This is a genomic window from Telluria sp. ZB2R32 (assembly GCF_059685715.1).
This window is the reverse complement of the sequence record NZ_JCASIG010000009.1, coordinates 143,853-170,728: the sequence shown is the minus strand read 5'-3', so window position 1 is coordinate 170,728 and position 26,876 is coordinate 143,853. Positions and strand designations below refer to the sequence as shown.

The window sequence follows — 26,876 nt, the reverse complement described above, 5'->3', positions numbered from 1 at the left end:
GCTCAACGGAATCGGAAAGGCCGAGTGATGACCAGTACAGCGATGCAGCGCGTAACCGCCCAGACGAACGAAACGCTTGCGGACGCAGCATCGCCTCCCGCAACGGACGCTCCCGGTGGCGCTGCCTGCAACCCTGTCGGTAACCCCGGTCTTCCTCTCGCCGCCGATCTCGGTTTCGCTTACCAGCTGATGGACATGCTGGCCGTCCCCGCCTTCGTGCTCGACGGCCAGGGCCAGGTGCTGATCTGGAACCGCGCCTGCGAGCGCCTGACCGGGGTGCCGGCCAACGAGATCGTCGGCACCGACAACCACTGGCGCAGCTTCTACGACGAGCCGCGTCCGACGCTGGCCGACCTGGTGATCCAGAACCGGGTCGAGGAAATCCGCCACATCTACCCGCGCCACGGCAAGCCCGGTGCCAACGCCTCGCCGCTGTCGGTGGAAACCTGGTGCGACATGCCGCGCGTCGGCAGGCGCCGCTACCTGGCGGCCGACGCCAGCCCGATCTTCGACGACAACGGGCGCCTGAAAGCCGTCGTCGAGACCCTGCGTGACCTGACCGACGAAAAAATGGCGCAGATCGCGCTGGAAAAGCTCGCCACCCGCGACGGACTCACGGGCCTGGCCAACCGGCGCTGCTTCGACGATACCCTGGCCGCCGAATGGGAACGGGCGCTGCGTCTGCGCCAGCCGCTGTCGCTGCTGATGGTCGACGTCGACAATTTCAAAGCCTACAACGACGCCAACGGTCACCTCGGCGGCGACGAATGCCTGAAACGCATCGCCACCGCCGTCGCCAGCGAGATGCGCGCCAACGACCTGGTGGCGCGCTACGGCGGCGAGGAATTCGCCGTGATCTTGCCGAACCAGTCGCTCAAGGGCGCGGCCATCGTGGCCGAGCGCATCCGCCGCCGGGTCGAGAAGCTGGAACTGCCCAACGGCGGCGCGCCGCTGCGCCGGGTGACGGTGTCGATCGGTGCGGCCACCGCGATCGCGGGACTGGAGACCCGCGCCAGCGAGCTGGTGGCGACCGCCGACGCCGCCCTCTACCGCGCCAAGCACCTCGGCCGCAACCGGATCAGCCTGCCGCTGGCCGAAGGCTGACGAAGACATGCATACCTGATCGCGCTGTTCATTCCTTCGGGAATATCTTATGCTTCGCGCCAGATATTTTCCTGAGGAGATAGCGTGTCCAAACTATGTTCGACGGCCCTGGCGCTTTCCGCGCCGATGCTGCTTGCAGCCGTTCCGGGCTTTGCCGCCCCGTCCGCACCGACCAAAGCCGCCGCCGGCGATGTCCTGCCGTTCAAGGCAGTCGAGAAAACCCTGCCCAACGGGCTGAAGATCATCGTCGTGCCGACCGGCCTGCCGAACCTGGTGTCGGTGACGATTCCGGTGCAGACCGGGTCGCGCAACGAAGTCGAGCCGGGCAAATCCGGCTTCGCCCACTTTTTCGAGCACATGATGTTCCGCGGGACCAAGGCGTACCCGCCCGAGAAATACCAGGAAGTCATCACCCGCGCCGGCGCGCGCCAGAACGCCTACACCAGCGACGACCTCACCAACTATTACACGACCTTCGCCAAGGAAGACCTGGAAACGGTGCTGAAGGTCGAGGCCGACCGCTTCCAGCACCTCGATTATCCGATCGAGGCGTTCAAGACCGAATCGCGCGCCGTGCTCGGCGAATACAACAAGAACAGCGCCAACCCGATGCAAAAGCTGTTCGAAGTCCAGCGCGACGCCGCCTTCAATACCCATACCTATAAACACACCACGATGGGCTTCCTGAAGGACATCGAGGACATGCCCAACCAGTACGACTATTCGAAGGTGTTCTTCGACCGCTGGTACCGGCCCGAGAAGACCACCATCATCGTCGCCGGCGACGTCGACCCGAAGGAGGCGGTCGCCATGGTCGAGAAATATTGGGGCGGCTGGAAGAAAGGCAGCTACAGCGTGCCGGTCCCGGCCGAGCCCGCCGCACGCGGCGCCCAGTACCGCCACGTGCCGTGGCCGACGCCGACCCTGCCGCTGGTGACGGTCGCCTTCCGCGCCCCGGCCTTTTCCGACACCGAAAAGGACGGCGCCGCATTGTCGATGCTGCTGTCGCTCTCGTTCGGGCGCACCTCGCCGCTGTACAAGCGCCTGGTGCAGGACGAGCAAAAGGTCGACCAGCTGTTCGATTTCACGCCGAACCGGGTCGACCCGACCCTGGCCACGATCGGCGCGCGCGTCAAGAAGCCGGCCGACGCGCTGTACGTGCGCGACGCCATCCTGCAAACCGTGGCGCGCCTGCGCGATACGCAAGTCACGACAAAGGAACTCCAGGACGCGAAATCGGCGCAAAAGTACGGCCTGGTGCGCACCCTCGACAATACCGAGCAGATCGCCGCCACGCTCGCTTCTTACGTGCACTTCAAACGCTCGTACGGCACCCTGAACCGTTACTATCGCCTGGTCGACAGCTTGACGCCGGCCGACCTGCAGGCGGCCGCGCGCAAATACCTGGTCGACGACAGCATGGTCGTCACCACCCTGGCGCACGACGCGCTCCCAGGCGGGATCGACGCACTGCCGAAGCTCGCAGCCATGGCGCCGAAAGCCGCAGACGCGAAATTCGACGTGCTGGTGCAAAAGTCGGCGCTGCCGCAGGTGCGCTTCAAGCTGCTGTTCGCGGCCGGTTCCGCGCACGACCCGCAAGGCAAGGAAGGCCTGGCGGCGCTCACCGCCGCGATGGTCGCCTCGGCCGGCTCTTCCACGCGCAAGATCGATGAAGTCACCAAGGCCCTGTTCCCGCTTGCCGGCAGCTTCAGCGAACAGGTCGACAAGGAGATGACGACCTTCAGCGGCTCGATCCACAAGGACAACTGGGACGAATACCTGGGCATCGCACTGCCGCTGTTGCTGGAACCGGGCTTTCGTGAAGAAGACTTCCGCCGCCTGAAGGACGCGCAGAAGAACGCGCTGCTGCTCGACCTGAAGGACAACAACGAAGAGGAATTCGGCAAGGAACGCCTGCAGGCCAACGTCTTCTCCGGCACGCCCTACGGGCATCCGGTGCTCGGTACCGTCAAGGGGATCGAGTCGATCACGCTGGACGACGTCAAGGCGTTTCATCGCCAGGCCTACACCAGCGGCGCGGTGCGGGTCGGCATCTCGGGCAACGTCAGCGAAGCCATGACCGCGTCGCTGAAAGCTGCGCTGGCGCGCCTGCCTGCCGGCGCCGGCCTGCCCGCGACAAGCGTGCCGCAGGGCCGCAAGCCGAACGGCCTGGAAGTGGAAATCATCGAGAAGAACACCCGCGCCACCGCAATCTCGTTCGGCCTGCCGCTTGCCGTGACGCGTTCGCATCCGGACTTCCCGGCGCTGTGGCTGGCGAAAACCTGGCTCGGCGAACACCGCGCCTCGAGTTCGCACCTGTACCAGCAGATCCGCGAACTGCGCGGCATGAACTACGGCGACTACGCCTACATCGAAGCCTTCCCGCGCGGGATGTTCCAGTTCTTCCCTAACCCGAACCTGGGCCGCAAGGCGCAGCTGTTCGAGGTCTGGATCCGCCCGGTGGCGCCGCAGAATGCCCATTTCGCGCTGCGCCTGGCGCTGTCGGAACTGGGCAAGCTGGTCGACGGCGGCCTGACGCAGGCGGACTTCGAGACCACGCGCGACTACCTGATGAAGAACGTCTTCGTCATGACCGCGACCCAGGACCAGCGCCTCGGCTACGCGCTCGATTCGCAGTGGTACGGCACGGCAGAATTCACTCAGATGATGCGCGACGGCCTGGCCAAACTCACTGTGGCGGACGTGAACGCGGCGATCAGGAAGCATCTGTCGGCGCGCGACCTGTCGGTCGTCGTGATCACCAAGGATGCGGCCGGCCTGAAGAACGCGCTGGTGAGCGACGCCTTTTCGCCGATCACCTATGACGCGGCCAAGCCACAGGCGGTGCTGGACGAGGACAAGGTCATCGGCGCCATGAAGCTCGGCATCAAGCCGGAGAGCGTGAAGATCACGCCGGCGGCACAGGCCTTCGCGCAGTAAGAAACAAAAGGGCGCCCGCGGGCGCCCTTCTTCGTTACGTCGGCAACGGTTTGAACCCGCCGCCGCTTCATGCTCCCTGCCTTAGCGCGTCATCTTGTTCCAGCCATGGCGCACGGCATCCTTCATGTTTTCCCAGGTCGAGCCGGTCGAGCCGCCGTTGCGCGATTCCCAGTTGGTGCGCAGGTCCGGTTCGACGTCGTCCCATGGACGGTTACGGTACAGGTCGCTCTGGCGCATTTCCGAGCCATAGCTGTAGGCCGGCTTGTACTTGTCGTAGTCCGACGTGCCGGTGCTGCTGTAGGTCGCGTTGTAGTGGTTGCGGTAGTAGCTGTCGTCGTCGTCCGAGGTCATCTTGTCCCAACCCGACTTGACGGCATCCTTCATCTTTTCCCAGGTCGAACCGGCGCTGCTGCCGCTGCGCGAGGACCAGTCGGTGCGCAGGTCGTTTTCGACGTCGTTCCACTGGCGGCCGCTGTACTTCTGGTTGCGCGCCATTTCCGAGCCGTAGCTGTAGGCCGGGGCGTAGTCGTCGTACGAACCGCCGGTGCTGCCGTAGGTGCTGGTGAAATGGTTGCGGTAGTAGTCGTCGTCGCTCATCAGGCTGGAACGGGCCGAACCGGCGCCGAGCTGCTCGACTTCGACTTCGGTATGGCGCACGGTGTCGTTGATCTGCTGCTCGCGCTGCGTCACTTCCTTGTTGATCATGACTTCCTCGACCACGCGCGCCGATTTCTCGACCACGGCTTCCTCGGCCGTTTCGCGCATTTCGATCGACTGCTCCTTGAAGGCGGTGGCGTCCAGGGCGCTGATCGGCTCGTTGACCGCACGGCGCTCGACGTTCACGTGCTCTTCGCGCAGGCCGATGCTTTCGTTGACCGGGGTTTCGACGATGCGCGAGAACACGCGCACGCCGCCGCGCTGGACTTCACGCTTGCCGACTTTCAGCTGTTCCTGCACCACGGGAATGGCGGCGGTGTTGGTGTCGCGCTGCTGCGAACCGGTCAGGGTCGAGCCGCCCAGCGAGGAGCCCTGCAGGTTCGAGGCCGAAGAGGTCGAAGCGGCCGAGCCTTCGAGCGAAGAGCCGGTCAGCGAGGAGCCCGTCGACTGGTTCTGCTGCAGGCTGCTGCCGGTGCCGGCGCCGTAGCTGCCGACCGACAGTTCGTCGCGCGAACCGAGCGGTTCCTGGTAGGTGGTGCCCATCGGGTTCGGGTCGTTGAGCGACTGCTGGTTCAGCGGCAGGCGGTCGGCGTCCGATTGCAGCGACATCGACGAACCGCCGCTCATGCTGCCGGCGCTGCCCATCATGGCGCCCGTGCTCATCGAGCCCGAACCTTCGGTCATGCCCCATTTTTCCGACTGCTCGTCGATGTCGATCGGGCCGAAGCGCTCGACGATGTCGGCGGCGCGCTCGACTTCCGGCTCGCTGTCGGTGTTCACGCGCAGCACGTGGTTGCCGCGTTCGATGGCGGTCGAATACTTGGCCGAATGTTCGTCGTTGTCGGCGCCGAAGATATCGCTGAAGAAGTTCTTGATGCTTGCGCCGATGCCTGGCTCGTTGTCGCCAGTGACCGAGGTGGAAGCGGAGGTAGAGGAAGGTGCGGCGCCGGAGGTGCTGGACATCGAGCCGCCCGGCAGGGTTTCGTCGCCATGCGAGAGGCGCACGTCGCTGCTCGGGAAGCCCGAGGACAGCAGTTCGTTCTTGGCGCTGACGGCATCGTTATGGTTGTCAAAGACGGCGATCAGGGTATGTTGCATGATGAGTCCTCCAGATAGTATTGATTTACTTCGTTGGCAGGGTGCCGGATTCGTCGAAACGTTCGACACTGACCTGTTCGGCCTTCAGGACCACTTGTTCCTGGTGGTGTTCCTCGCGACGGATCCGGGTGATGTGAAGCTCTTCCTTGATGCGCACACGGCGCTCGACAACCAGGACTTCCTCGAGGACGGGCACGATCAGCGTGTCGCCCTCGTAGCGGTTGGCGGGCGCTTCGTCGGCTGCGACGATACGGTCGACCGCGACATGCCTGACTTCCACCTCGTCGCGCCCGAGGCGCTCGTCGATGGTGACCGGCTGTTCGACGACGGTCTTGTGTACGCGAACGCCGCGTCCCGTGTCGACCGTCCGGGTGCCAACAGCCAGTTCTTCCGCGACGACGGGAACGCGCAAAACGCCCTCCATTCGCTCGTCATTCTGATTAACTGCCATTGTTTCGACTCCGTGTGGTTGCTTGCACAAGACACAATCAGCGTACCCCAAACAGACGGGACACCGCACACTATTGACAACCGTAAATGTTAAGAATAAAAAAAGATAAAAAGCCAAGAAATGGCTGGGATCTAGGCGAGGCCGCGCACAGACAATCCATGAGGCATGCCCGCGCCGGGCGAGGCGTAAGCTTGCATGGGCAAAAAAAAAGGCCTCGAACGAGACCTTGGTAGCAGGAAAACTAGTTGAACGGATTGGCCACGTTCTGCACGTCCGGTGGCGGCAGGTGGTCGGGTAAATCCTGGGCTTCGAGCTTGGCGAGCACGGCGTCGAGCACTTCCTTCAGGCGCCGCGCATGGGCCAGGCCGGCCTTGTCGGCGGTGAGGTCGACGTCGCCCGAGATCGTGATGCGGTCAAGCCGGTTCTCGATCATCAGGTTGTCGACCTGCAGGACGTCGGCTTCGTTCGCATACGGGACAAAGGTCTTCTTTTTCGCGGTCATGGGTGGCTCCGGTCGTTAACTAAACAATGCGCGGTCAGGAGAAGCGGTTCTTCGGCTTCGGCTGGCGGATCTTCGGCAGCGCCAGCATGCGCTCCTTTTGCTGGCGCGACAGAGAAGGCAGGAATTCGATGCCGACGATGCGCTCCAGTTCGGCCACCGGGACCACCTGGATCTGCGCATTCGCACGGTTTTCGGTGAACCAGGCCGCGGCCGCCTTCTGGCGCGGGCTGTAGACCACCTTGTACAGGTGGGTCGGCACCAGCACGTTGCCGATCTTGCGCAGGTTGGTGCCGAGATAGGCCGGCCCGGTGATCACGTACAGTTGCCCTTCCTTCTTTGCCATCTTGCGCACCGCGCCTTCGATCGGCGCCCAGATGTGGCGGTTGTGGTCGCCATCCTGGGGCACCATGTTGGCCAGCGTGAAGCTCTCGCGCTGGCTGCGGCGGTCGGGCATGTCGCCGTTCGGCGCCATGTGGCCACGGTCGTAGCCGCTGCGCGCATAGTCGTCGAGTTCGGCGCGCTGGTTGCGCGGCAGGCGCGGCTCGGCGTGGAAACTGTTGTCGCGCTTGAGGCCCTCGGCCGCTTCGATGTTTTCGGCGCGCAGGTTTTCCGCCGACCACAGGGGCGTGCGCGTGACGCCCGAGTGCATGATGCCGAACACGCCGTAGCACAGTTCGCGCGTGGCCGCGGCCAGCTTCGGGTTGCGGATCTCGGGCGCGCGGCCTTCGGCGTAATGATCGGGACAGCTCGACGCGGCTGCCAGCGCGGGTGCGAACAGCGACGCCACGAAGGCGGCGCCAACGATAAATTTCTGGAACATGGATAAAAGGACATTATGTGACAAGAGCGCATTGTAGCCGACACACATTCAGCGAGGGTCCGCTGTCGCCCACTTTTCTGCCCGTCAATACCGGCGCACGGTAGGAATGCCGAATGCATTGTTAGCAGGAATGCTCTAGAATTGCGGCTCTTTCGATAACATTCCATACCGGAAACAGCCCCGTCAATGGAAAAAGTCCCATTCCCGGAAGACTTGCGGCGATTCGTGCTCACGAGTATTCCGTCGGTGCCCTTCCTCGAAGCCCTGCTGCTGCTGCGCGCCAATCCGGCGCAGCAATGGCACGCTGACACCCTCGCGCGGCGTCTTTACGTGCGCGAACGCACCGCCCAAGGCTTGCTGGAAGACCTGTGCCGCGCGAACATGATCGTGCCCTGCCCCGATCGGCAGCAGGAATGCTACCAATACGGGCCGGCGTCGCCCGAACTGCGCGCGCGCATCGACGCCCTGGCCGACCTGTACGCGCGCCACCTGGTCGAAGTGACCCACCTGATTCATTCATCCCTCGACCGCAAGGCCCAGCAATTTGCGGACGCCTTCAAACTGCGAAAGGACTAGCCAGTGGCGGAAACGATCTACATCCTGTGCATCCTGACCTCGCTTGCCTGCAGCTGGCTGCTGTTCGCCAGTTACCGGCGCACGCGCTTCCGCCTGCTGTTCTGGAGCGGTTCGTGTTTCGCGGTGATGACCCTGAATAACCTGTTCCTGCTGCTCGACAAAATCGTGTTCCCCAACATCGACTTCCTGCCGGCGCGCCTGATCAGCGCTCTGGTCGCGGTGTCCCTGCTGCTGTACGGCCTGATCTACGAGAAGGAGTGAGCATGACCGACCTGATCACCGGCGCGATCTGCATGGGCTCGCTCGTCATCGCGCTGTTCTTCCTGCGCTTCTGGCGCGCCTCGAAGGACCGCTTCTTCCTCTATTTCGGCGCCTCGTTCTTCATCGAAGGCCTGCACCGCCTGTATTCGGCGCTGCACGACGCCGGCGCCGAAGACTCGCCGCTGCACTACCTGATCCGCCTGCTGGCCTACGGGCTGATCCTGTGGGCGATCCTGGAAAAGAACCTGCCGCAGCGGGACAGAAAGTAGCGTGCGCCCGCGCGCTACGGGGTCGGGGATAATGCAGTCATGTGAACATTTTGATATGGAGAACAGCATGACAACGATCGATCAGCGCAACCAGCCGCAATCCCCGCAGCAGCCGCAACCGGGTACCGACGAACACAACCGCTCCGAAAACCTGCTGCCTGGCGACGAAGGCGCCGAAGACGGCCGCTTCGAAGTCGCCGAGGAAGTCAGCCTCGACATCCAGGGCGACGACACCCGCCGCGTCGGCCAGCTGCCCGGCAGCGTGACCGAGTCGATGCCGGACACGGTGCAGACCGAGCCCGAGGACGAGAACAAGGGCACGCCATAAGGATCCTGGGCCGTAAAAAAACGGGCGCCGCGGCGCCTGTTTTCGTTGATCCCCTTATACCTTCACGCCCATCTTCAGCCCCTCGATCGTGTGCGCCTGCACGACCGGTTCCAATCGCTCGACCAGGCGGCAGGTGATGTGGCGGCGCAGTTCCGGTGGCAGGCTGTCGTAATAGGCGTGGGTCAGCTGCAGGTCGTGCTTGTCGGCGTTGCGCGCGTCGGGCGCATCGACGCCGAGCACGAACACCGGGCGCGAACGATCCGACTCGTTGGCGGTGCCGCGGTGGATGGTCAGCGCCGAACGCGCCGAGATGTCGCCCATCTTCGGCAGCTTGCGCTGGGCGCGCGCCTCGTAGCGCGGCCACAATTCCTTGGGCGGGAACATCGGGTCGCCATCCTTCAGGTCGTCCCACTGGGTGCCGGGCGCGATCTCGAACGGTCCCATGTCCTCGGTCACGTCGACCGTGGTGATGTTGAAGGCGAGCGAATTCAGGCGGCGCCCGACCAGCGTCGCTTCGGGCGAGCGGAAATCGCGGTGCCAGGGCTGGTGCAGCGCGCCCGGTCCGGGCACGTCGAAGCCGGCCTCGACGATGCGGTAGTCGGGACCGAGGACGGCGCGGCAGACCGCCACCACCCACGGATGCCCGATGATGTCGGCAAAGCCGGAAATGCGCTCGGGGTGCACTTCCACGTAATAGCGGTTCGGCCCGCGCGCGAGCGCACCGCCGGGCTGGCGCCGGGCTTCCTCGAACAGGGTGGCGATGTCTTGCCCGAGCCGTTCGACCCAGGCCCGTTCGAACGCCCCCTTGCAGGCAATGATGCCGTCGCCATACAGGCCGCCCATGATGGTGGCGACGTCGTAGGTGTCCGGGTCGGCTTGGGTGTTCATTAGAGAATCCTCCTCGTTTCTTGGCAGGGTCATGGTACTGCGAAACACTTTACTGGTGCGCACGCTCAGACCCGTAGGGTGGGTGGGTTCCCCGCCCACCCTACAACGCCGTGCTTCGGTATCGTCACCAATCCAGGGTCAACAACAGCGCCCCCATGCGCGGCCAGCACAGCTGGCTGATCTCCTCGCGCCGCGCCCACCTGAACCCATCCATCTCCGGCGTCGGCTTGCCGGTCTTCGCATGCGGGAAGTAGCTGCTGCAGTGCAGACCTGCCAGGTCGCCCAGTTCGTCGCCGGCGTCGACCCGGAACAGGTGCAGGCGCTTGTCGCGCCGGTAGTCGAATTCACCCAGGTCCCGGAAGCGCGCGGCGTCGAAGACCACGCCGGCTTCCTCGCGCAGTTCACGCATCGCCGCTTCCAGGCTGGTCTCGCCGGGGTCGCGCATGCCCTTTGGGATGTCCCAGGCCGCCGTGTGCGTCACGTGGCACAGCAGCAGCCGGCCGTCCGTATCGAGCACCAGGGTGCCGCAGGAAACCGTGTGCTTCGTCATGTGTGCTTTCTCATGTGTACTTCTGTGGCCAGCGCCAGCGACTGCTCCAGGGCTTCGCGGCTGACCGGTTTGGTCAAGTGCTGGTCGAATCCGGCCTCGTGCGAGAGCGTCATGTCGCTCGCCGCGCCCCAGCCGGTCAGTGCGACCAGCACGGTGCCGCGCAGTTCGCTGCTGGACCGCACTGCCCGTGCCAGCTCGTGCCCGTTCATGCCGGGCAGGCCGATGTCCAGCAACGCGAGGTCGGGCACGAAGGCGCGCGCCGCGGCCAGCCCGGACGGGCCGTCGTGCGCCATGCGCGTGTCGTGGCCGAGCGCACCGAGCAGCGCGGCCAGGCTGTCGGCGGCGTCGACGTTGTCGTCGACCACCAGCACGCGCAGGCGCCGTGCGGGCGGCTGCGCCGGCGTCGCCGCGTCCGCGTCCTGCGTGGCGCCGCTTCCACCTGGACGGCGCCGCAGCGGCAGGCGTACCGTAAAAGTGCTGCCGCGTCCGCGCCCGGCGCTGAATGCGTGCACGCGCCCGCCGTGCAGCTCGACCAGCCGGCGCACCAGCGACAGCCCGATCCCGAGCCCGCCCTGGGCCCGGTCCAGGCTGCTGCGTACCTGGGTGAACATCTCGAACACCGAGCCGATCGCTTCCGGCGCGATGCCGATGCCGCTGTCGGTGACCGACACCACCGCCTGCCCATCCTCGCGCCAGGCGGCCAGCGCGATGCGCCCGCCGCCCGGCGTGTATTTGGCCGCGTTGTTCAGCAGGTTCGACAGCACCTGCACCAGGCGCGTCGGGTCGGCGTCGAGCGGCAGCGGCTCGTCCGGCACGCCGACCTGCAACTGGTGATTGCCGGCCTGGATCAGCGCCGTGCTCGATTCGACCGCCATTGCTACCACCGTGCGCAGGTCGACCTCCTCCTTTTTCAGTTCGATGCGTCCGCGCGTGATGCGGGCGATGTCGAGCAGGTCGTCGACCAGGTGGATCAGCTGGCCGAGCTGGCGGTCCATCATCTCGTGCACGCGTTCGGCGGTGGAGACATTACCCGGCGCCATGCGCAGCAGGTCGAGGCCGGTGCGGATCGGCGCCAGAGGATTTCGCAGTTCGTGCGCCAGAGTGGCAAGGAATTCGCTCTTGCGGTGATCGGCCTCGGACAGGTCGGCCGCGATGCGGCGCAATTCGTCCTCGGCGCGCTTTTGCTCGGTGATGTCGCGCGTGATCGTCGCCAGGCCGAGGTGGGCGCCATCGGCGCCATGCACGGCGAAGCCCTTGAAATAGACCGGGACGCCCGCGCCCGCGCCATGTTCCTCCTTGGCGGCGAAGCGCAGCTCGCCCTCCCATTTCTGCGCCGCGCCGGTCAATGCCGGCACCACGTCGTTGCGCACAAAGGCGCGGCAATCGTCGGAGAACAGGTCGAGCAGGCGCACGCCGCGGATCTCGGCGTCCGCCTGCAGCCCGGCCATCGCGCGCCCGGCGCGGTTGAGGTAGAGGCCGGCCCCGTCGGGCGCGAAGATGCCGATGAAGTCGGACGACTGCTCGGCCACCGCCGCCAGGCGGCGCACGCCCTCCTCGGCCAGGCGCCGTTCGCGCTCGTCGCGCAGGTAGAGGGCGATGCCGCCGTCGGGCGTCGGGAAACAGTTGATCTCGTACCAGCCGCCCCAGGCGGCGATGTGCACTTCGGTCCTCGTCGCACTGCGTTCGGCGGCGCAGCGGCGGCAGGCCAGCCCCTGCGGGGTGCCGTGCCAGTCCGGGAACAGGTCCCAGAACACGTCGCCGAACAGCTGCGCGCGCTCCATGCCCGTGATGCGCTCGGCCGCGCCATTGGCGTAGCCGATGCGCCAGGACGCATCGAGCGCCAGGAAGCCGTCGTTCATGCTTTCCAAAATCGCGTGCGAGCGTTCCTCGGCGGCCTGGCGCGCCCGCGCCTCGGCGCGCTGGCCGATCACCAGCGAGGCGGTATTGGCGAGCAGGTCGAGTGCCTCCGCGTCGCGCACGGCACGCGCGGCGCCGGCGCGGTAATACCAGGTGAAGGCGCCCAGCACGGCGCCCGAGGGCGCGATGACCGGCAACGCGCGGCATGCGGCCAGGCCGGCGGCGAGCGCCGGGGCGCGGCAGCGCTCCCACAGCGGGTCGGCCGCGATGTCGTCGCAGTCGACCGGTTCGGCGCGCCAGGCGGCGGTGCCGCCGCCCGCACCCAGCGGCGCGACGCCGAGGCCATCGAGCGCGGCGCGCAGGTCGTCCGGCAGGCTCGGGGCGGCCGCATGGGTCAGCGCGTTGCCCGGACCGGCGAGCTGGATCCCGGCCAGCGCGGCGCCGCCCGCGTAGTCCTCGGCAGTGCGCACCAGCAGGTCGAGCACGTCGCCCAGCGGCGCGTCCGACACCGCCAGCTCGAGCGCGCCGCGCTGGCCGACCGCCAGCAGGGTGGCGCGGGTGCGTTCGGTGACGTCGATCCCGTGGATCAGGATGCCCGACACCCTGCCATCCGGCTCGCGCAGCGCCATGTAGATGAAATCGACGTAATAGGTGTCGAGTTCGCCGTGCTCGGTCTGCAACTGCAGGCGCACGTTGCTGCCCTCGTGGGCGACGCCGCTGCGGTAGACGCCGTCGAGCAGTTCGAACCATCCCTGCCCTTCGAGCTCGGGCAAGGCGGCGCGCACCGACCGGCCCAGCAGCGGGCGCCGCCCCACCAGCGCGGCGAAGCGTTCGTTGGCCATCTCGAACACCATGTCGGGTTTGCGCAGCACGGCCATGAAGGCGGGCGCCTGGTAAAAGATGTCGCGCATGCGCTCGTTGGCGGTGCGCAGCTGGGCCACCAGGCGCTCGCGTTCCAGGCTGCTGTCGTGCAGGGCGCGCTCGCTGGCGGCCAGGTGTTCGACCGCCTCGTGTTCGGCGGTGGCGTCGCGCATGATCTTGGCGTAGCCGAGCAGTTCGCCGCCAAGTTCTCCCTCCTTGCGCAGCGCGATCATCATGCCGTCGGCGAAAAAGCGGCCGCCATCCTTGCGCAGGTGCCAACGCTTGTCTTCCGAACGGCCGGTGGCGCGGGCGCGCGCTGCCTCGTCCTCGGGGCAGCCTGCGGCGCGGTCCTCGGCGGTGAAGATGATATCCGATGACTGCCCGCAGGCTTCGTCGGCGCTCCAGCCGGTGACGGCTTCGGCGCCGGCTTCCCACTCGGTGATGCGGCGCTCGGTGTCGGTGCCGATAAAGGCGTAATCGTGCAGGTTGTCGAGGATCAGGCGCAGGCGGCTGGCCTGGCCGGCCGGCGCCGCCGGCAGCTGGGCGCGCAGGCGTGCCAGTTCGGCCTCCTTATGCCAGGACGCCAGATACTGGACGACGCGGGCGCGCAGCACGTGCGCGTTGAGTGGCTTGGTCAGGTAGTCGACGCCGCCCAGTGCGCAGGCGCGGTCGAACGGAAAGACGCCGGGGTCGTCGGCACTCAGGAAGACGATCGGGACCGACTGCGCGCGCGGGTGCTGGCGGATCAATTCGGCGATCCGGAAGCCGTCGAGGGCCGGCATATCGACGTCGAGCAGAACGAGGGCAAACTGACCCTCCAGCAGCGCGCGCAGCGCCGCCTCGCCGGAATCAGCGCGGACGAGCGCGGCGTCCAGTCCGGCCAGCAGGGCTTCTAGCACCGCGAAATGGGCAGGCTGATCGTCCACGAGAAGAATGCGGGGTTGGACGGAGCCGTTCATCGGGAATAAGTCAGCGAAAATCAGTCAGCCGGGCGCGCCGGGTACGCCGGCTACGCGTCAACATATGCGGTAATTGCAAAGAAAACAATGTAGGCCCGGCGCTTCCGATTGTCAATTGTGCGCGCCTCCCGGCGCGCGCCCCGCACACTGCCTTCAATGAAGGCGAACCCGCCCGATCGCCGAACCGTTGGAGCCCGAATGGATTTCACTTACCTGAACAATACCCTGGAAAGCTGGGCGATCGCCCTTGCCGTGCTGGCCGGCGCCACGCTCGGCATGCATGCGCTGCGCCGCCTGGCCCTGCACAAGGTGCAGGCGCTGGCGCAGCGCAGTTCGACCATGGCCGACGACCTGGTGGCGACGATGCTGTGCAAGACTTACCTGCTGATCATCCTCATCCTCTCGGCCTACCTGGGCAGCCTGGCGCTGGACCTGAGCGCGCGCCAGCACCTGGTCATTTCGCGCGTCGCGATCGCCGCCCTGATCCTGCAACTGGCGATCTGGGGCGACACCCTGCTGCGCGCCTGGCGCGACCATTCCGTGGCCGGCGACGGCCGCAAGGCGTCGCGCACCATCGTCTGCTTCCTGCTGCGCCTGACGCTGTGGGTGGTCGCCTTCCTGATGGTGCTCGACAATTTCGGCTTCAACATCACGACGCTGGTGGCCAGCCTCGGTATCGGCGGCATCGCAGTGGCGCTGGCCGTGCAGAACATCCTCGGCGACCTGTTCGCCTCGCTCTCGATCATGCTCGACAAGCCGTTCGAGATCGGCGACTTCATCATCGTCGGCGACGTGCTCGGCTCGGTCGAGCATATCGGCCTGAAAACCACACGCCTGCGCGGACTCGGCGGCGAGCAGGTCATCTTCGCCAACGGCGACCTGCTCAAAAGCCGCATCCACAACCACAAGCGCATGGAGACGCGGCGCGTCGCCTTTGTCCTGCGCGTGGCCTACGGCGCCAGCGACGCCCAGCTGACGCGCGTGCCGCAGCTGATCCGCGAGGTGGTGGAGGCGGAGCCGATGGCCGCCTTCGAACGCGCGCACTTCTTCAACTACGGCGAATGGTCGCTCAACTTCGAAGTCGTGTACCACTTCCAGAGCCCCGACTACATCGGCCACATGGACACCCAGCAGGCGATCCTGCTCGAGATCTACCGCCGTTTCGAGCGCGAACGGATCCGCTTCGCGCATCCGATGTCGATCGTGCGCATGGCCGATGGCGATGCGCTGCCGCAGCCGCAGGCGGTGCATGGCGCGGCCGGGGTGTTCCGGCATTAGGCTGCGCCGGCGTCGGGATGCATCGCGCTGACGCGTTCAACCAGCGCACGCACCGCCGCGCCGATTGCAGCATCAGAACGAACGTAAAAAAACCCGCCGGGCCTTGCGGCCGGGCGGGTTGTGCAGTCGATTAAAAATCAGGCCGCGGACTTCTGCGCTTCCGGCAGCGGATTGACGCGCGCTGCGGTGCCGCCTTCGAGCACGGCGGCGGCGGCCGTGCGGGCTGCGCCCGGGGCGGTGGTGCTGATCAGCTCGTGCATGCGGCCGGCGGTCTTGTCCCACGAAGTGTTGGCGACGATCTCGCGCATGCGCTCGACCAGGGCCGCGGTTTCCTCGGGCGACTTGGCCAGCATCTGCTCGCAGGCGGCGATGTACTCTTCCGGCGTCGAGGCGATGGCGACGACGTCGCCGTACGGCACCTTGACGTCGGTGATCGGGGTCGACACGCTCAGCTTTTCGGCAGCCATGTACTCCAACACCTTGGTCGGGCTGATGAACTTGGTCGAATCGTTCATGGCGAACGGCAGCAGGCAGACGTCCCAGCCGGCCAGGAATTTCGGCAGTTCGTCGTAGTTGCGCTGGCCCATGTAGTGAACGTTGGCGGCGCGCGGCAGTTCGGCCGGGTCGATCTTCACGACCGGGCCGACCAGCACGATCTGCCATTCAGGATGGGCGGCGGCCATCTGGCGCACCAGCTCGGTGTCGAAGCGTTCGTCGATGACGCCGTAGAAGCCCAGGCGTGGGCCAGGAATGTTGGCCTGCTCCGGATGCGAGATGGCGGCGTCCAGGGCCTGGCGGAAGTGCCTGGCGTCGACGCTGCTCGAGAAGCAGTGGGCGTTGGCGTGGCGGTCCTTCTTGGCTTCGTACAGGCTCGGGCCGCCGGTGAAGACCAGGTCGGCGATGTTGAGCAGGGCCGATTCGCGCTGCAGCAGCTGCTTCGGCGGGTTCTTGAAAGCGGCCAGTTCGTCCATGCAGTCGTAGACGACCAGGGAAGGATTGAAGTTCTGCAGCAGCGGCAAGGCCATCGGGGTGTAGAACCACACGACTGGACGCTCGCCTTCCGGCACCAGGTCGGCCAGCAGGCGCTGCATGGTCGGCAGCTGGTCGTCGTGGAAGCCCCAGGTATTCTGGATCGGGGTATGCGGGCGGCACACCGTGATGTTCGGCGCGACGGCCGTCTTTTGCAGGTGTGCCTGGCCCTCGCTATGCACCGGTTCCTCGACGAACAGGATATTGTAGTGTTCCGCCAGGCGCGTCATGAGATGCTGGGGGCGTTGAAAGACGAAGTCCCAGCGGAGGTGGCAAAACACGATCAGGGTCGGCATGTTGATTTCCTTTCGCCTTTGCGGCGCTTTAGTTGATCTTGGTTCCGGAGCGATCCAATGGGCTGGTGGAGCCTGGGCTGGTGAAGCCGCTTCACACCCTGCCATTGATGCCGGAGAAGCGCATCGTAACATGCAAATCTGATATTATTTTCATTTATGCAGCGCAACATTAGTCCTTAGAAAGGAACTAAAGGAAATGTTCAGCATTTCCTCATAGGAGAGTCCGGTGTCCTGTGGGCATCTTTGTAGGTGCCGTCCTACTCTCATACAAGGAAATCCACTACGAAAACTCATCCATACGGGAAGCATGCGCAACCGTGCGCGGCTCCCGAAAAGGGCTGGCCGAGCGGTTTTGGATGGTTTGGCAGCGGCGCCGATTTGCTTTAGAGCGTGTAGGCATACTCTGCCGTTTGCGGCACCGGTTCGGGCGCCGCGAACGGCGGATCAGGGCGGCGGGAAGCCCCTGGCGCGGGTGTCGATGAAGAAAACGGGGGGCGGCGCATCCCCGTTGTTGCAGTGCAGTACAGCGCAGTTCAGCTCAGGCCGGCGGATACGGCTGCGCGCCCTCGGGATGGCCGTCGGCATCGAAACTGTCGGCCGTCGAGACGTCGTCGATGCCGATCGAACCGAGCGCGTCGCACAGTTCGTCGACTTCGGCGCCCAGGTCGGCCGCCAGGTCGACCGGCTTCGCCGTCCCGCCCCAGGGCGGCCCGCCGTCGAGCGCGTACAGGTTCACGCGCAGTTCGATGTGTTCGCCGGCGTCGACCGGCGCCACCACGGCGCGCACGCGGTCGGCCGCCAGCTCCTTGGCCGCCAGCAAGGCGTTGATCTCGGCCAGGGTGCCGAGCATGGCCAGTTCGGACACGCCCTGCTCCTTGGCGCCGTGGAACAGGTCCTGGTACAGGAAGTCGACACTGACGCGCTCGGGATTGCGCGCCAGGCAGCGCCGCACCAGCGGCGCCACACGCTCGGTCCAGGCGCGGTAGCGGCGCATGCGGTCGGCGAAGTACACGTCGGCATCAATCTCGTTCTTCGGCACGGCGTAGAACGGGTCGTCGGCCCGCTTGAGCGCGAAGCCGAACAGGAAGCGCAGCTCCATCGCCGTCTCGTCGGGCGCGAAGCGCTCGCCGGTCCAGCCGCGGATGCTCGCTTCGAGCAGCGGCGCGGGAACGGGTTTCTTGCTGGTGAGGGTCGCGGCCGCTTCGCGCAGCAATTCCTGCAGCGTCGAGTAGCCGATGTGGTCGATCTCGGCCAGGTCGTAGGCATGGCGCACCAGGGCCACTTTGGCTTTCGGACTTTCCAGTTCGAGCGCGACGAAGCTGGCCGCCAGTTCCTCGTAGGCTTCGTCGAGGAAGGTTTCGTCGGCGACCAGGCCGCCCGTGCTGCGCACGAACAGCGGGATCAGGAAGGCGTCGATTTCCAGTTCCTCCTCCCCCTCGCGGCGGATACGCAGCGTGGCCGATTGCTCGCCGACGTGGCTGCGCAGCAGGCGGCAGGCTTCGGGGTCGGTGAAGCGCGCCAGTTCGATGGCGCCGTACAGGACTTCGTCGCGCTTCCTGCGCAATGCCTTGCGGATGGCGACCAGCAGCTCCTCCTCGCGCGCGGCGGACAATTCCGGGTCGAGGTCCTCGCCCTCGGCCACGTCGAGCGCGAGGTCGGCCAGGGCCTGGGCCAGCGCGTCGGTATCGGGTTCGGCAGCGGCAGCCGCCTTGCGCGGCACTGGCTTCTTATTTTTCGGCATGGTAGGCGTATTCAGTGTTGAAAACGCCATGGTAGCGCATCGCGGCGCATTTACTTTCCTCTATCCGGCGCGCTCGGCCTCCGGCGCCACGTTCGCCAGCGCCAGGGCCGCCAGGATCTCCTCCGGCTCGGCCGGCTTGGCGATGTGCAGGTCGAAGCCGGCCTCGCGCGCGCGCACCTTGTCGGCCAGCTGGCCATAGCCGGTCAGCGCGATCAGGAGCGTGTTCGCGAATTGCGGCATCGCGCGCAGGCGGCGCGCCAGTTCGTAGCCGTTCATGTCGGGCAGGCCGATGTCGAGGATGAACACGTCGGGCCGCTCGAACGCCGCCCATTCGAGGGCGCTGGCGGCGTCGTAATAGGTCGACACCAGGTGGTCGACGGCCGCTTCGAGCAGCAGCGACAGGCTGACGGCGGCGTCGATGTTGTCGTCCACCAGCATCACGCGCAGGGCGCTGGCGGGCGCGCCCGGGCCAGTGGCGCGGGCCGGCTCGCGCGTACGGCGCAGGTTCGGCGCCGGCGTGGCCAGCGCCGCCAGCTCGGCCTTGAGCGGCAGGCGCACCGTGAAGACGCTGCCGCCGCCGCGGCCCGGGCTGCTCGCGTCGACGCTGCCGCCATGCAGCTGCACCAGGCTGCGCACCAGCGCCAGGCCCAGGCCCAGCCCGCCCTGGGCGCGGTCGGGTTTGCGCTCGCCCTGCGAAAACAGGTCGAACACGCGCGGCAGCAGGTCGGCCGTGATGCCCTCGCCGTCGTCGGCCACGGTCAGTACCGTTTCGTCGCCGGACCCGTTGAGGGTCAGCTGGATGGCGCCGTGCGCCGGCGTGTACTTGGCCGAATTGGTGAGCAGGTTCGCCACCACCTGGGTCAGGCGCGTGCGGTCGCCGCGCACCATGACCGGCTGGGCCGGCAGGCGCAGGTCGAGCCGGTGCTGGCGCTCCTCCATCAGCGGGCGGATCTGCTCGACGGCGCGTTCGACGACGTTGCGCAGGTCGATGTCGTCGAGGTTCAGCGTGACCAGCCCACGCGTGACGCGCGAGACGTCGAGCATGTCCGACAGCAGCCGGTTGATGTGCTCGACCTGGCGCCCGATCACGTCGCCGGCGTAGCGCGCGCGGTGGGTGTCGAGGTCGGGCAGTTTCAAGAGCTGGGCAGCGGTGCCGATCGGCGCCAGCGGATTGCGCAGCTCGTGCCCGAGCATGGCGAGGAACTGGTCCTTGGCGCGGTTTTCCTCTTCCGCCACCTGGCGCCCTTCCTGCGCCCGCTCGAGCTGCGACTGGCGCTCGCTGCCGGCCGACTCGCGCTTGTCCTGGAGCCGGCGCAGTTCCTTGCCGGCCTTGCGCAGCGCCGCCAGCAGGCGGTCGATCTCGACGATGCGCGAGCGGTGCTGCGGCGGCAATTCGCCGCGCCCGAGGCTGCTGGCCGCCTCGACCGCACTCCGGATCGAACGCGCATGGCTGCGCCCGAACCAGGCCGACACCACGATCGCCACCGCCAGCGCGGCGATCAGCGCCAATGCCGCGCCGCGCCGCATGCCGCCCGGCGCGGCCGCCACGGCTGCCGGCGGCACGCCGACCGCGACCACCCAGCCGGCGTACGGCGTATGGTAAAAGGCGACGGTGCCGGCGCCGCCGTTGCGCAGCGACGTGTCGACCATGCCCGTACGCTTGAGCGCGCCGGCCGCGACCAGGTCCGGCGCCGCGTCCTGGCCGACCAGCTCGGCCGGCCCCTGGTTCGATGCGACCAGCTTGCCGCGGCGATCGACGATATCGACCTGCCAGTCGCGCGGCAGGTTCGCGCCCGCCAGCAGGCGCCGGAAATGGTCGGCGCCGAAGCCGACGGCGAGCACGTTGCGGCGCGCGCCGGCCGGCTGCGGGTTCACGGCCTGGGGCGTGGCGACCACGGTGACCAGGCGCCCGCTGGCGCGTCCGGCGAAGACGTCGCTGACGACGGCGCGGTTGTGGGCGAACATCGGAGCAAAATAGGCGGGCGGCGGCGTGTCCTGGTCGGCCCCGGGAACCGCCGGACCCAGCGTGCTGAACAGCATGCGCCCGCGCTCGTCCATCAGCACGAACCAGGCGTCGTGCTCGTCGGCGGCCGCTTCGGCTTCGCGCCGGAACGCTCCCATGTCGCCGCGCGCCAGCGTCGGCGAGACGGCCAGCACGCCGAGGGCGCCGATGGTATGCGTGTGCTGGGCATCGACCAGCAGGGCGACGCGTTCGGCTGCGCGCGCCACGTCGCTGCGTGCGAGGTCGCATTCGGCGCGCTCGAGCAGGCGCAGCGCGAAGCCCGCGAAGAGGATCACGGGGACCAGGATTGCCGCAGCCATCAGGTACAGGTAGGCACGGATTTGCATCGCGAGCTCACAGGTAGACGGCCATCGAGATGACAGCCAGCAATTCGATGATACCTATCTCGCAATGTAAAGCAACAGATTAGTGAAAAGCTACCGGACGCGCGCCACGCGGCGGCACAGTGTTATGCTTCGGCCATCCCAACCGCGCCCGTGCGCATCCATCCGACACCCTCCACGATGCTCGACAATTATTTCAAACTCAAGGAAAGCGGCACCGACGTGCGCACCGAGCTGCTCGCCGGCCTGACGACTTTCCTGACGATGGCCTACATCATTTTCGTCAACCCCTCGATCCTGGGCGACGCCGGCATGCCGAAGGAAGCCGTGTTCGTGGCCACCTGCCTGGTGGCCGCGCTCGGCAGCGCGATCATGGGCCTGTACGCCAACTACCCGATCGGCATGGCGCCCGGCATGGGCCTGAACGCCTATTTCGCCTACGCGGTGGTGCTCGGCATGGGTGTGGCCTGGCAGGCCGCGCTGGGCGCCGTGTTCCTCTCGGGCTGCCTGTTCATCCTGGTCTCGGTGCTCGGCCTGCGCGGCATGATCGTCAACGGCATCCCGCACTCGCTGCGGGTGGCCATCACCGTCGGCCTCGGCATGTTCCTGGCCCTGATCGCGCTGAAGAACGCCGGCATCGTCGTCGGCAGCGAGCCGACCCTGGTCAAGGCCGGCGACCTGCACCAGCCGGCGGCGGTCATGGCCATCGTCGGCTTCCTGCTGATCGTCACGCTCGATCGCCTGAAGGTGCGCGGCGCGATCCTGATCGGCATCATCGTCGTTACCATTCTCAGCTTCTTCTTCGGCGGGAACACCTTCAAGGGCGTGTTTTCGGCGCCGCCCTCGATCGACCCGACCCTGTTCAAGCTCGACATTCCCGGTGCGTTATCAGCCGGGATCCTGAACGTCGTGCTGGTATTCTTCCTTGTCGAACTGTTCGACGCCACCGGCACCCTGATGGGCGTGGCCAGCCGCGCCGGCCTGCTGGTCGAAGGCAAGATGGAACGCCTGAACAAGGCCTTGCTGGCCGACAGCGGCGCGATCGTCGCCGGCTCCGTGCTCGGCACCTCGAGCACCACCGCCTACATCGAGAGCGCGGCCGGCGTGCAGGCCGGCGGACGCACCGGGCTGACCGCCCTCGCGGTCGCACTGCTGTTCCTGGCCTGCCTGTTCATCGCGCCGCTGGCCGGCGTGGTGCCGGCCTACGCCACCGCGCCGGCGCTGCTGTTCGTCGCCTGCCTGATGCTGCGCGACCTGGGCGACATCGAATGGGGCGACACCACCGAATCGATCCCGGCGGCGATCACCGCGCTGGTGATCCCGTTCACCTATTCGATCGCGGAAGGCATCGCCTTCGGCTTCATCACCTACGCGGCCCTGAAGCTCATGACCGGGCGCGCGCGCGACGTCAAGCCGGTGGTGTGGGTGATTGCGGCGCTGTTCATTTTCAAGATCGTATATATCGGGACCTGAGGCGGCGCGGCTGCGCGGCGATTGAACCGCGGGGGCTCGGAAAGCGCGGTGACGCCTACGGTACACCACTGCTAACGATTCTTTGCGTTGGCAGCTGTGTACCGTAGGGTGGGCACCTGTGCCCACGCGTCATCACCGCCAGCAATTGAGCAAAGCGTCTATTCATCTCAATCGGCTGCACAGCCCGATTCAGTTCGTCAATACGACACATTTTCACTTCTTCTGGGATACAATCGGTGCGCTCTTTCCCCGAACGACCGGCCGGCTGCCGGTCCAGCGCTTCGCTGGCGCCGCAGCCGGAGCCTTAGCCGAAGCACAGCTTATGACATCACTCCGTTTATATGCACTGGCCCTCCTCGGCCTTGCGCACAGCACTGCCTTTGCCTATGACGGCGCCGCCGACGACCTGCCGCAGATCGGCAGCATCCACGACAGCTTGAGCGTTGCCCGCCCCGACACCATCCCCAACGGCAGCTGGTTTACCTCGGCCGAACTGGGCGCGATCAACACTTCCGGCAACACCACCGGCACCTCGATCAGCGGCAAGATCGACGCGCGCCACGAGACCGCCGACTGGAGCAACGAATACATCCTCAGCGGCTTCTTCAAGGAAGACGAGATCACCGACGACGACGGCGAACGCTACCGCACCCGCTCGGCCGAGCGCTGGGCGGCCTCGGCGAAAGCGGCCTACAAGCTGATGAAGGAAGGCTCGCGCGCCTTTGTGCTCGGCTCGCACGTGAACGACAAGTTCGGCGCCTACACGCGCTACTCCTCGTTCGCGATCGGCCACGGCTCGCAGTTGTACAACACCGCCGACAAGGCGCTCGACGTCGAAATCGGTCCGGGCTATTTCAACGGCCAGCGCGAGACCGGCGAGACCGAGAGCGGCATGACCGTGCGCGGCGCGGCCCGCTTCCGCTGGCAAGTCAGTCCGTCGGCCGCTTTTGTCCAGACCGTCAGCGTCGAACGCGGCACCTCGAACGTGCACTCGATCGCCGAATCGGCGCTCTCGACCAAGATCAACGACACCATGCAGATGAAGGCGGCCTTCTCGGCCCGTAACGACAGCAACGTCCCCGAGGACAAGAAGAACACGGATACGCAGACGTCGCTGACGCTGGTGTATTCGTTCTGAGTCCGGATACGCGCTCTGCCCTGCCTGCCTCCCATGCGACAATCCACGCATGGATCGACGAACCGACTACAAGACCGCCTTGCTGATCGACGCGGCAATCAAGACGCCGGTTGCGCAGGGCGGCTCACCGGCACATGCAATGGCCAGGATGGGCGTGCCCTTCGAAGTGGCGCGCCGGGTGTTGACCCGGCCCGACGAGCGCCGGCATCCGTTGCCGGCGCCGGAGTTCCGGCGCGAGGCTTGACACCCGCTGGCTCGCGTAGGTGGGCTCTGCCCACGCGGGTACACGGCACACCGGACGATCATGCCCGCACCGGACTGCGCGCATCTCCTTACAAGGATGCGTTTAGTCAGTGCCGACGGCGCAGACGCGTGGGCGGAGCCCACCCTACGGTGCGCCGGCGCCTGCCATTCCTTTTTAATGTGCACCTTGCAAGCGTCAATGTGCGCCCCGTTGCGTTGGTGGCTGGGTTTGTTTTTTCTAGTTTGTGTTTGTTGGTTAGTTACATTTTTTATGGAAGACAGATGACCCGCGTTCGGGTCATCGTGGCGCCAGACAGGACTTACGCCTGCGGCTCGTGCACGTCGTCCACCGTCACCGGCTCGGCCGCGATCTTCTCTTCGGCCAGGGCATGGTCATTGGCGTCGGCTTCCAGCCCTTCCTGCTGCGCGCCGCGCACTTCGTCGTAGTGCAGTTCGACCAGTACCGGGAAATGGTCGGAGCCGAAATACGGCAGGCGGCGGATGAAGCCGAGGGTGAAATGGCGGCTGTGGAACAGGTGGTCGAGCGGCCAGCGCAGGAACCAATGGTCGGCGTGGAAGGTATTGAACATGCCCCGCCCTACCCGTGGATCGAGCAGGCCGCTGATCTTGCGGAACAGCCGCGTCGTGGTCGACCACGCGACGTCGTTCAGGTCGCCCGCGACGATCACCGGTGTCTCCAGTCCGGCCACGCTTTTCGCCACCACCAGCAGCTCGGCGTCGCGCTCGGTCGATTCGTCGTGTTCGGTCGGGCTGGGCGGGGCCGGATGCAGGAAGTGCATGCGCACCTTGCGCTGCGAGGGCAGCACCACCATCGCGTGCATCGACGGAATGTCGTCTTCGACCAGGAACTGGATCGCCGTGTCTTCCAGCGGCAGCTGCGAATACACGTGCATGCCGTACAGGTTGTCGAGCGGGCATTTGAGCGAATACGGATACTCGGGTTCGAGCACGTCGAGCCGGTCCTGCCACCACTGGTCGCTCTCGAGGGTCACGAACACGTGCGGCTTGTGCTCGCGGATCAGGGCGATCAGGCGGTCGACGTTGCGGTTCGGGGTCAGGACGTTGGCGGTGAGAATGCGGATGCGGTCGCCCGGCGCCGTGTCCAGCGCCAGCTTGACCTCGTTCGGGAAGGGCCGCGTGTAGGGAATGATCCACCAGGCCTGGTAAGCCAGGCAGGCGCCGGTGACGATCATCAGGATCGGCGATTCGCGCTCGCCCAGGTCGAGGAAGAAGGCTTCGGCGACCAGCACGCCGAGCGCGACGATGGCGATCTGCAGCCGGGGGAAGTCGAGGTCGCGGACCCACCATTCGGTATGCCGCGACAGCGGCATCAGCGTTGCAATCACGATCAGCACGACCAGCGTTGCGATGACGACAAAAGACATGGTGAACGAATCCCAAAGCGATAAAAGTGAAGTTAGGCCAATGACAAGTAAGCAACACGCATAGTATGCCCGGTTCGCCTGATTCGGACTGTGCGCTAGCGTGCACAGTGCAGCGCTCGACAGTAGCTGCCGGCTCAGCGCCAGCCGTGCGTTGGCAAACCGACCAGATACGCGATACTTGGGGTCCAGACCTTTGCCGCGCCAACGCATACCGATGAGCCCATCCAGCCCTGAGACCGCATTCCTGATCCTGACCCGCGCCGGCTTCGCCGACATCGGCGCGCGCATCCTGCCCGCCGGCGCGTCGTTCTACCTGAACCCCGGCGTTGCCGCCGCCGCCGACATCGCACAGCTCGAGGCGGCCGGCGCGCGTGTCGCCGTGCTGCCGCAGGCACTGCCGCCCGAAGCTTCCGGCCAGTTCGAGCAGATGCTGCGCGCCGCCGGGCTACCGGCCGGGCGGCTCTGGATCGAACATCCGCACAAGCTGCCCGCCCCTGCTTCGTCACTTGCCCCGGTATCCGAACCGGTGCCGGCGGAAGCCGTGCCCGACAAGCCCGCCCTGCACGAACGCCTGGCCTGGCGCGCCGGCCGCTTTGCCAGCGGCGCCCTGCGGCGCCTGCGCAGCGTGGGCAGCGACCGGCCGCTGCTGGTGCTGCCCTATCTCGGCTTCGGCAATGCGCACAAGCTGTGGATCAGGGGCCGCGTGCTCGACGAGGCCAGTTTCCGCGAGCAGACCGGCCAGGACAGCAGCTGGAGCAACCTGGTCGCGCTCTACCACCGCCTCGAAGCCGATGAAGTGGCCGGCGCCCGCGTGGCGGCGCAGTTCGGCGGGCAGCGCTGGGAAACCGTCACCGACGGCGGCGGCTATTTCGCCTTCGAGATCGACAGCGCCGACGCACTGGCCGGCGGTTCGCACCGGGTCGAGCTCGAACTGCCCGACTGGCGCGGCGCCGACGGCGCGCCGATCCGCGCTTCGGCCGAAGCCTTCGTGCCGGCCGCCACGGCGCGCTTCGGCATCATCAGCGACATCGACGACACGGTCCTGTGGACCAACGTCACCAACAAGCTGAACATGGTGCTGATGCTGGCGCGCACCAACGCCCACACGCGCAAACCCTTCAAGGGCGTGGCCGCCTTTTACCGCGCGCTGCGCGACGGCGCCGGCGGCAACGAAAACAACCCGATGTTTTACGTGTCGAGCAGTCCCTGGCATCTGTTCGGCTTCCTGGTCGACTTCCTGCGCCTGCAGGGCATTCCGGTCGGCCCGCTGCTGCTGCGCGAACTGGGCCTGCGGGATGTCTTCAAACCCACTAGCCACGGCAGCCACAAACTCGAGAAGATCGAACTCATCCTGCGCTTCTACCCGGACATGCAGTTCGTGCTGATCGGCGACAGCGGCGAGAAGGACCCGGAAATCTATGCCGACATCGTGCGCCGCCACCCGCATTCGGTGCGCATGATCTATATCCGCAACGTGAATCCCGACCCGGCGCGCATCGAGGCGCTCGACCGCCTGATCGAGGAAGTCAGCAGCACCGGCGCCCAGCTGATCCTGGCGCCGGACAGCGTCTTCGCCGCCTCGCACGCGGCGGCGGAGGGCTTGATCCGGGTGGACCGGCTGGCGGGGGTGAGGTCGGACAAGAAGGAAGACGACAGCCTGCTGCCGTCGGTATGAGGGGTATTCCCGTACGTGGGGCTGATGCCTGGCGCGCTAGCGCTACCTTCGATCCGCGTGGACGGAGCGGTTCGCCGCCCGGTCCACCCTACGGCACGCGTCGACGGTTCGGCCTGCGGCCTCGACGGTC

22 protein-coding genes are annotated in these 26,876 nt (G+C 66.4%); 11 read left to right on the top strand and 11 right to left on the bottom strand.

Going from position 1 to position 26,876, the window contains the following annotated elements; genetic code table 11:
* The first annotated feature begins 189 nt into the window (after positions 1–189).
* The gene (locus AC56LG_RS22670; RefSeq protein ID WP_497168336.1) at positions 190–1,104 is read left to right on the top strand and encodes a GGDEF domain-containing protein; all 915 of its coding nucleotides are present in this window, start codon (positions 190–192) and stop codon (positions 1,102–1,104) included.
* Positions 1,105–1,188: 84 nt separating this feature from the next.
* A complete protein-coding gene (locus tag AC56LG_RS22665) occupies positions 1,189–4,044 on the top strand; it encodes a M16 family metallopeptidase (RefSeq protein ID WP_497168283.1) in 2,856 nt (951 codons plus the stop codon).
* Between the two features lie 81 nt (positions 4,045–4,125).
* Here the strand turns inward: AC56LG_RS22665 and AC56LG_RS22660 are convergent, their stop codons facing one another.
* The 4 genes from AC56LG_RS22660 to AC56LG_RS22645 all read right to left on the bottom strand — a co-directional run bounded on the left by AC56LG_RS22660 (position 4,126) and on the right by AC56LG_RS22645 (position 7,572).
* Positions 4,126–5,799: a YsnF/AvaK domain-containing protein gene (locus tag AC56LG_RS22660; RefSeq protein WP_497168282.1), complete on the bottom strand. Its 1,674-nt coding sequence runs from the start codon at positions 5,797–5,799 to the stop codon at positions 4,126–4,128.
* Positions 5,800–5,824: 25 nt separating this feature from the next.
* Positions 5,825–6,250 carry a DUF2382 domain-containing protein gene (locus tag AC56LG_RS22655; RefSeq protein WP_497168281.1) on the bottom strand — a complete coding sequence of 142 codons (426 nt, stop codon included), beginning with the start codon at positions 6,248–6,250 and terminating at the stop codon, positions 5,825–5,827.
* A gap of 241 nt (positions 6,251–6,491) precedes the next feature.
* The gene (locus AC56LG_RS22650; RefSeq protein ID WP_497168280.1) at positions 6,492–6,752 is read right to left on the bottom strand and encodes a hypothetical protein; all 261 of its coding nucleotides are present in this window, start codon (positions 6,750–6,752) and stop codon (positions 6,492–6,494) included.
* 34 nt (positions 6,753–6,786) lie between these two features.
* Complete coding sequence (locus AC56LG_RS22645; protein WP_497168279.1) at positions 6,787–7,572, bottom strand: DNA/RNA non-specific endonuclease; 786 nt, start codon at positions 7,570–7,572, stop codon at positions 6,787–6,789.
* Between the two features lie 186 nt (positions 7,573–7,758).
* On the opposite strand from AC56LG_RS22645, the gene AC56LG_RS22640 reads away from it, so the two are divergent.
* The 4 genes from AC56LG_RS22640 (at position 7,759) to AC56LG_RS22625 (ending at position 9,006) form a co-directional block, all read left to right on the top strand.
* Positions 7,759–8,148: a hypothetical protein gene (locus AC56LG_RS22640; protein WP_497168278.1), complete on the top strand. Its 390-nt coding sequence runs from the start codon at positions 7,759–7,761 to the stop codon at positions 8,146–8,148.
* A gap of 3 nt (positions 8,149–8,151) precedes the next feature.
* Positions 8,152–8,409, top strand: a complete 258-nt coding sequence (locus tag AC56LG_RS22635) for a DUF5985 family protein (RefSeq protein ID WP_192048381.1) — start codon at positions 8,152–8,154, stop codon at positions 8,407–8,409.
* A gap of 2 nt (positions 8,410–8,411) precedes the next feature.
* On the top strand, positions 8,412–8,678 hold the full coding sequence (locus tag AC56LG_RS22630; RefSeq protein WP_497168277.1) for a DUF5985 family protein: 267 nt from the start codon (positions 8,412–8,414) through the stop codon (positions 8,676–8,678).
* Positions 8,679–8,745: 67 nt separating this feature from the next.
* A complete protein-coding gene (locus AC56LG_RS22625) occupies positions 8,746–9,006 on the top strand; it encodes a hypothetical protein (RefSeq protein WP_497168276.1) in 261 nt (86 codons plus the stop codon).
* Between the two features lie 54 nt (positions 9,007–9,060).
* Here AC56LG_RS22625 and AC56LG_RS22620 read toward each other — a convergent pair whose 3' ends face one another.
* The 3 genes from AC56LG_RS22620 to AC56LG_RS22610 all read right to left on the bottom strand — a co-directional run bounded on the left by AC56LG_RS22620 (position 9,061) and on the right by AC56LG_RS22610 (position 14,088).
* Positions 9,061–9,894, bottom strand: coding sequence for a phytanoyl-CoA dioxygenase family protein (locus AC56LG_RS22620; protein ID WP_497168275.1), 834 nt, complete (start codon positions 9,892–9,894; stop codon positions 9,061–9,063).
* A 124-nt stretch (positions 9,895–10,018) separates the two neighbouring features.
* Positions 10,019–10,444: an NUDIX hydrolase gene (locus tag AC56LG_RS22615; RefSeq protein ID WP_497168274.1), complete on the bottom strand. Its 426-nt coding sequence runs from the start codon at positions 10,442–10,444 to the stop codon at positions 10,019–10,021.
* Positions 10,441–14,088, bottom strand: a complete 3,648-nt coding sequence (locus AC56LG_RS22610) for a response regulator (RefSeq protein ID WP_497168273.1) — start codon at positions 14,086–14,088, stop codon at positions 10,441–10,443. Before AC56LG_RS22610 ends, AC56LG_RS22615 begins: the two co-directional genes overlap by 4 nt.
* A 231-nt stretch (positions 14,089–14,319) precedes the next feature.
* On the opposite strand from AC56LG_RS22610, the gene AC56LG_RS22605 reads away from it, so the two are divergent.
* A complete protein-coding gene (locus tag AC56LG_RS22605; protein WP_497168272.1) occupies positions 14,320–15,399 on the top strand; it encodes a mechanosensitive ion channel family protein in 1,080 nt (359 codons plus the stop codon).
* A 137-nt stretch (positions 15,400–15,536) separates the two neighbouring features.
* Here the strand turns inward: AC56LG_RS22605 and AC56LG_RS22600 are convergent, their stop codons facing one another.
* The 3 genes from AC56LG_RS22600 to AC56LG_RS22590 form a co-directional block, all read right to left on the bottom strand.
* The gene (locus AC56LG_RS22600; protein WP_497168271.1) at positions 15,537–16,724 is read right to left on the bottom strand and encodes a glycosyltransferase family 1 protein; all 1,188 of its coding nucleotides are present in this window, start codon (positions 16,722–16,724) and stop codon (positions 15,537–15,539) included.
* Positions 16,725–17,262: 538 nt separating this feature from the next.
* A complete protein-coding gene (locus AC56LG_RS22595; RefSeq protein WP_497168270.1) occupies positions 17,263–18,465 on the bottom strand; it encodes a hypothetical protein in 1,203 nt (400 codons plus the stop codon).
* Between the two features lie 60 nt (positions 18,466–18,525).
* Positions 18,526–20,814, bottom strand: coding sequence for a hybrid sensor histidine kinase/response regulator (locus tag AC56LG_RS22590; protein ID WP_497168269.1), 2,289 nt, complete (start codon positions 20,812–20,814; stop codon positions 18,526–18,528).
* A 177-nt stretch (positions 20,815–20,991) separates the two neighbouring features.
* On the opposite strand from AC56LG_RS22590, the gene AC56LG_RS22585 reads away from it, so the two are divergent.
* The 3 genes from AC56LG_RS22585 (at position 20,992) to AC56LG_RS22575 (ending at position 23,666) form a co-directional block, all read left to right on the top strand.
* Positions 20,992–22,284 carry an NCS2 family permease gene (locus AC56LG_RS22585; RefSeq protein ID WP_497168268.1) on the top strand — a complete coding sequence of 431 codons (1,293 nt, stop codon included), beginning with the start codon at positions 20,992–20,994 and terminating at the stop codon, positions 22,282–22,284.
* Between the two features lie 322 nt (positions 22,285–22,606).
* Complete coding sequence (locus tag AC56LG_RS22580; protein WP_497168267.1) at positions 22,607–23,422, top strand: DUF481 domain-containing protein; 816 nt, start codon at positions 22,607–22,609, stop codon at positions 23,420–23,422.
* 49 nt (positions 23,423–23,471) lie between these two features.
* Positions 23,472–23,666 carry a hypothetical protein gene (locus AC56LG_RS22575; RefSeq protein ID WP_497168266.1) on the top strand — a complete coding sequence of 65 codons (195 nt, stop codon included), beginning with the start codon at positions 23,472–23,474 and terminating at the stop codon, positions 23,664–23,666.
* 319 nt (positions 23,667–23,985) lie between these two features.
* Here the strand turns inward: AC56LG_RS22575 and AC56LG_RS22570 are convergent, their stop codons facing one another.
* The gene (locus AC56LG_RS22570) at positions 23,986–25,071 is read right to left on the bottom strand and encodes an endonuclease/exonuclease/phosphatase family protein (RefSeq protein WP_497168265.1); all 1,086 of its coding nucleotides are present in this window, start codon (positions 25,069–25,071) and stop codon (positions 23,986–23,988) included.
* A 214-nt stretch (positions 25,072–25,285) separates the two neighbouring features.
* Between AC56LG_RS22570 and AC56LG_RS22565 the strand changes: the two genes are divergently transcribed.
* Positions 25,286–26,746: an App1 family protein phosphatidate phosphatase gene (locus AC56LG_RS22565; protein ID WP_497168264.1), complete on the top strand. Its 1,461-nt coding sequence runs from the start codon at positions 25,286–25,288 to the stop codon at positions 26,744–26,746.
* Positions 26,747–26,876 lie beyond the last annotated feature (130 nt).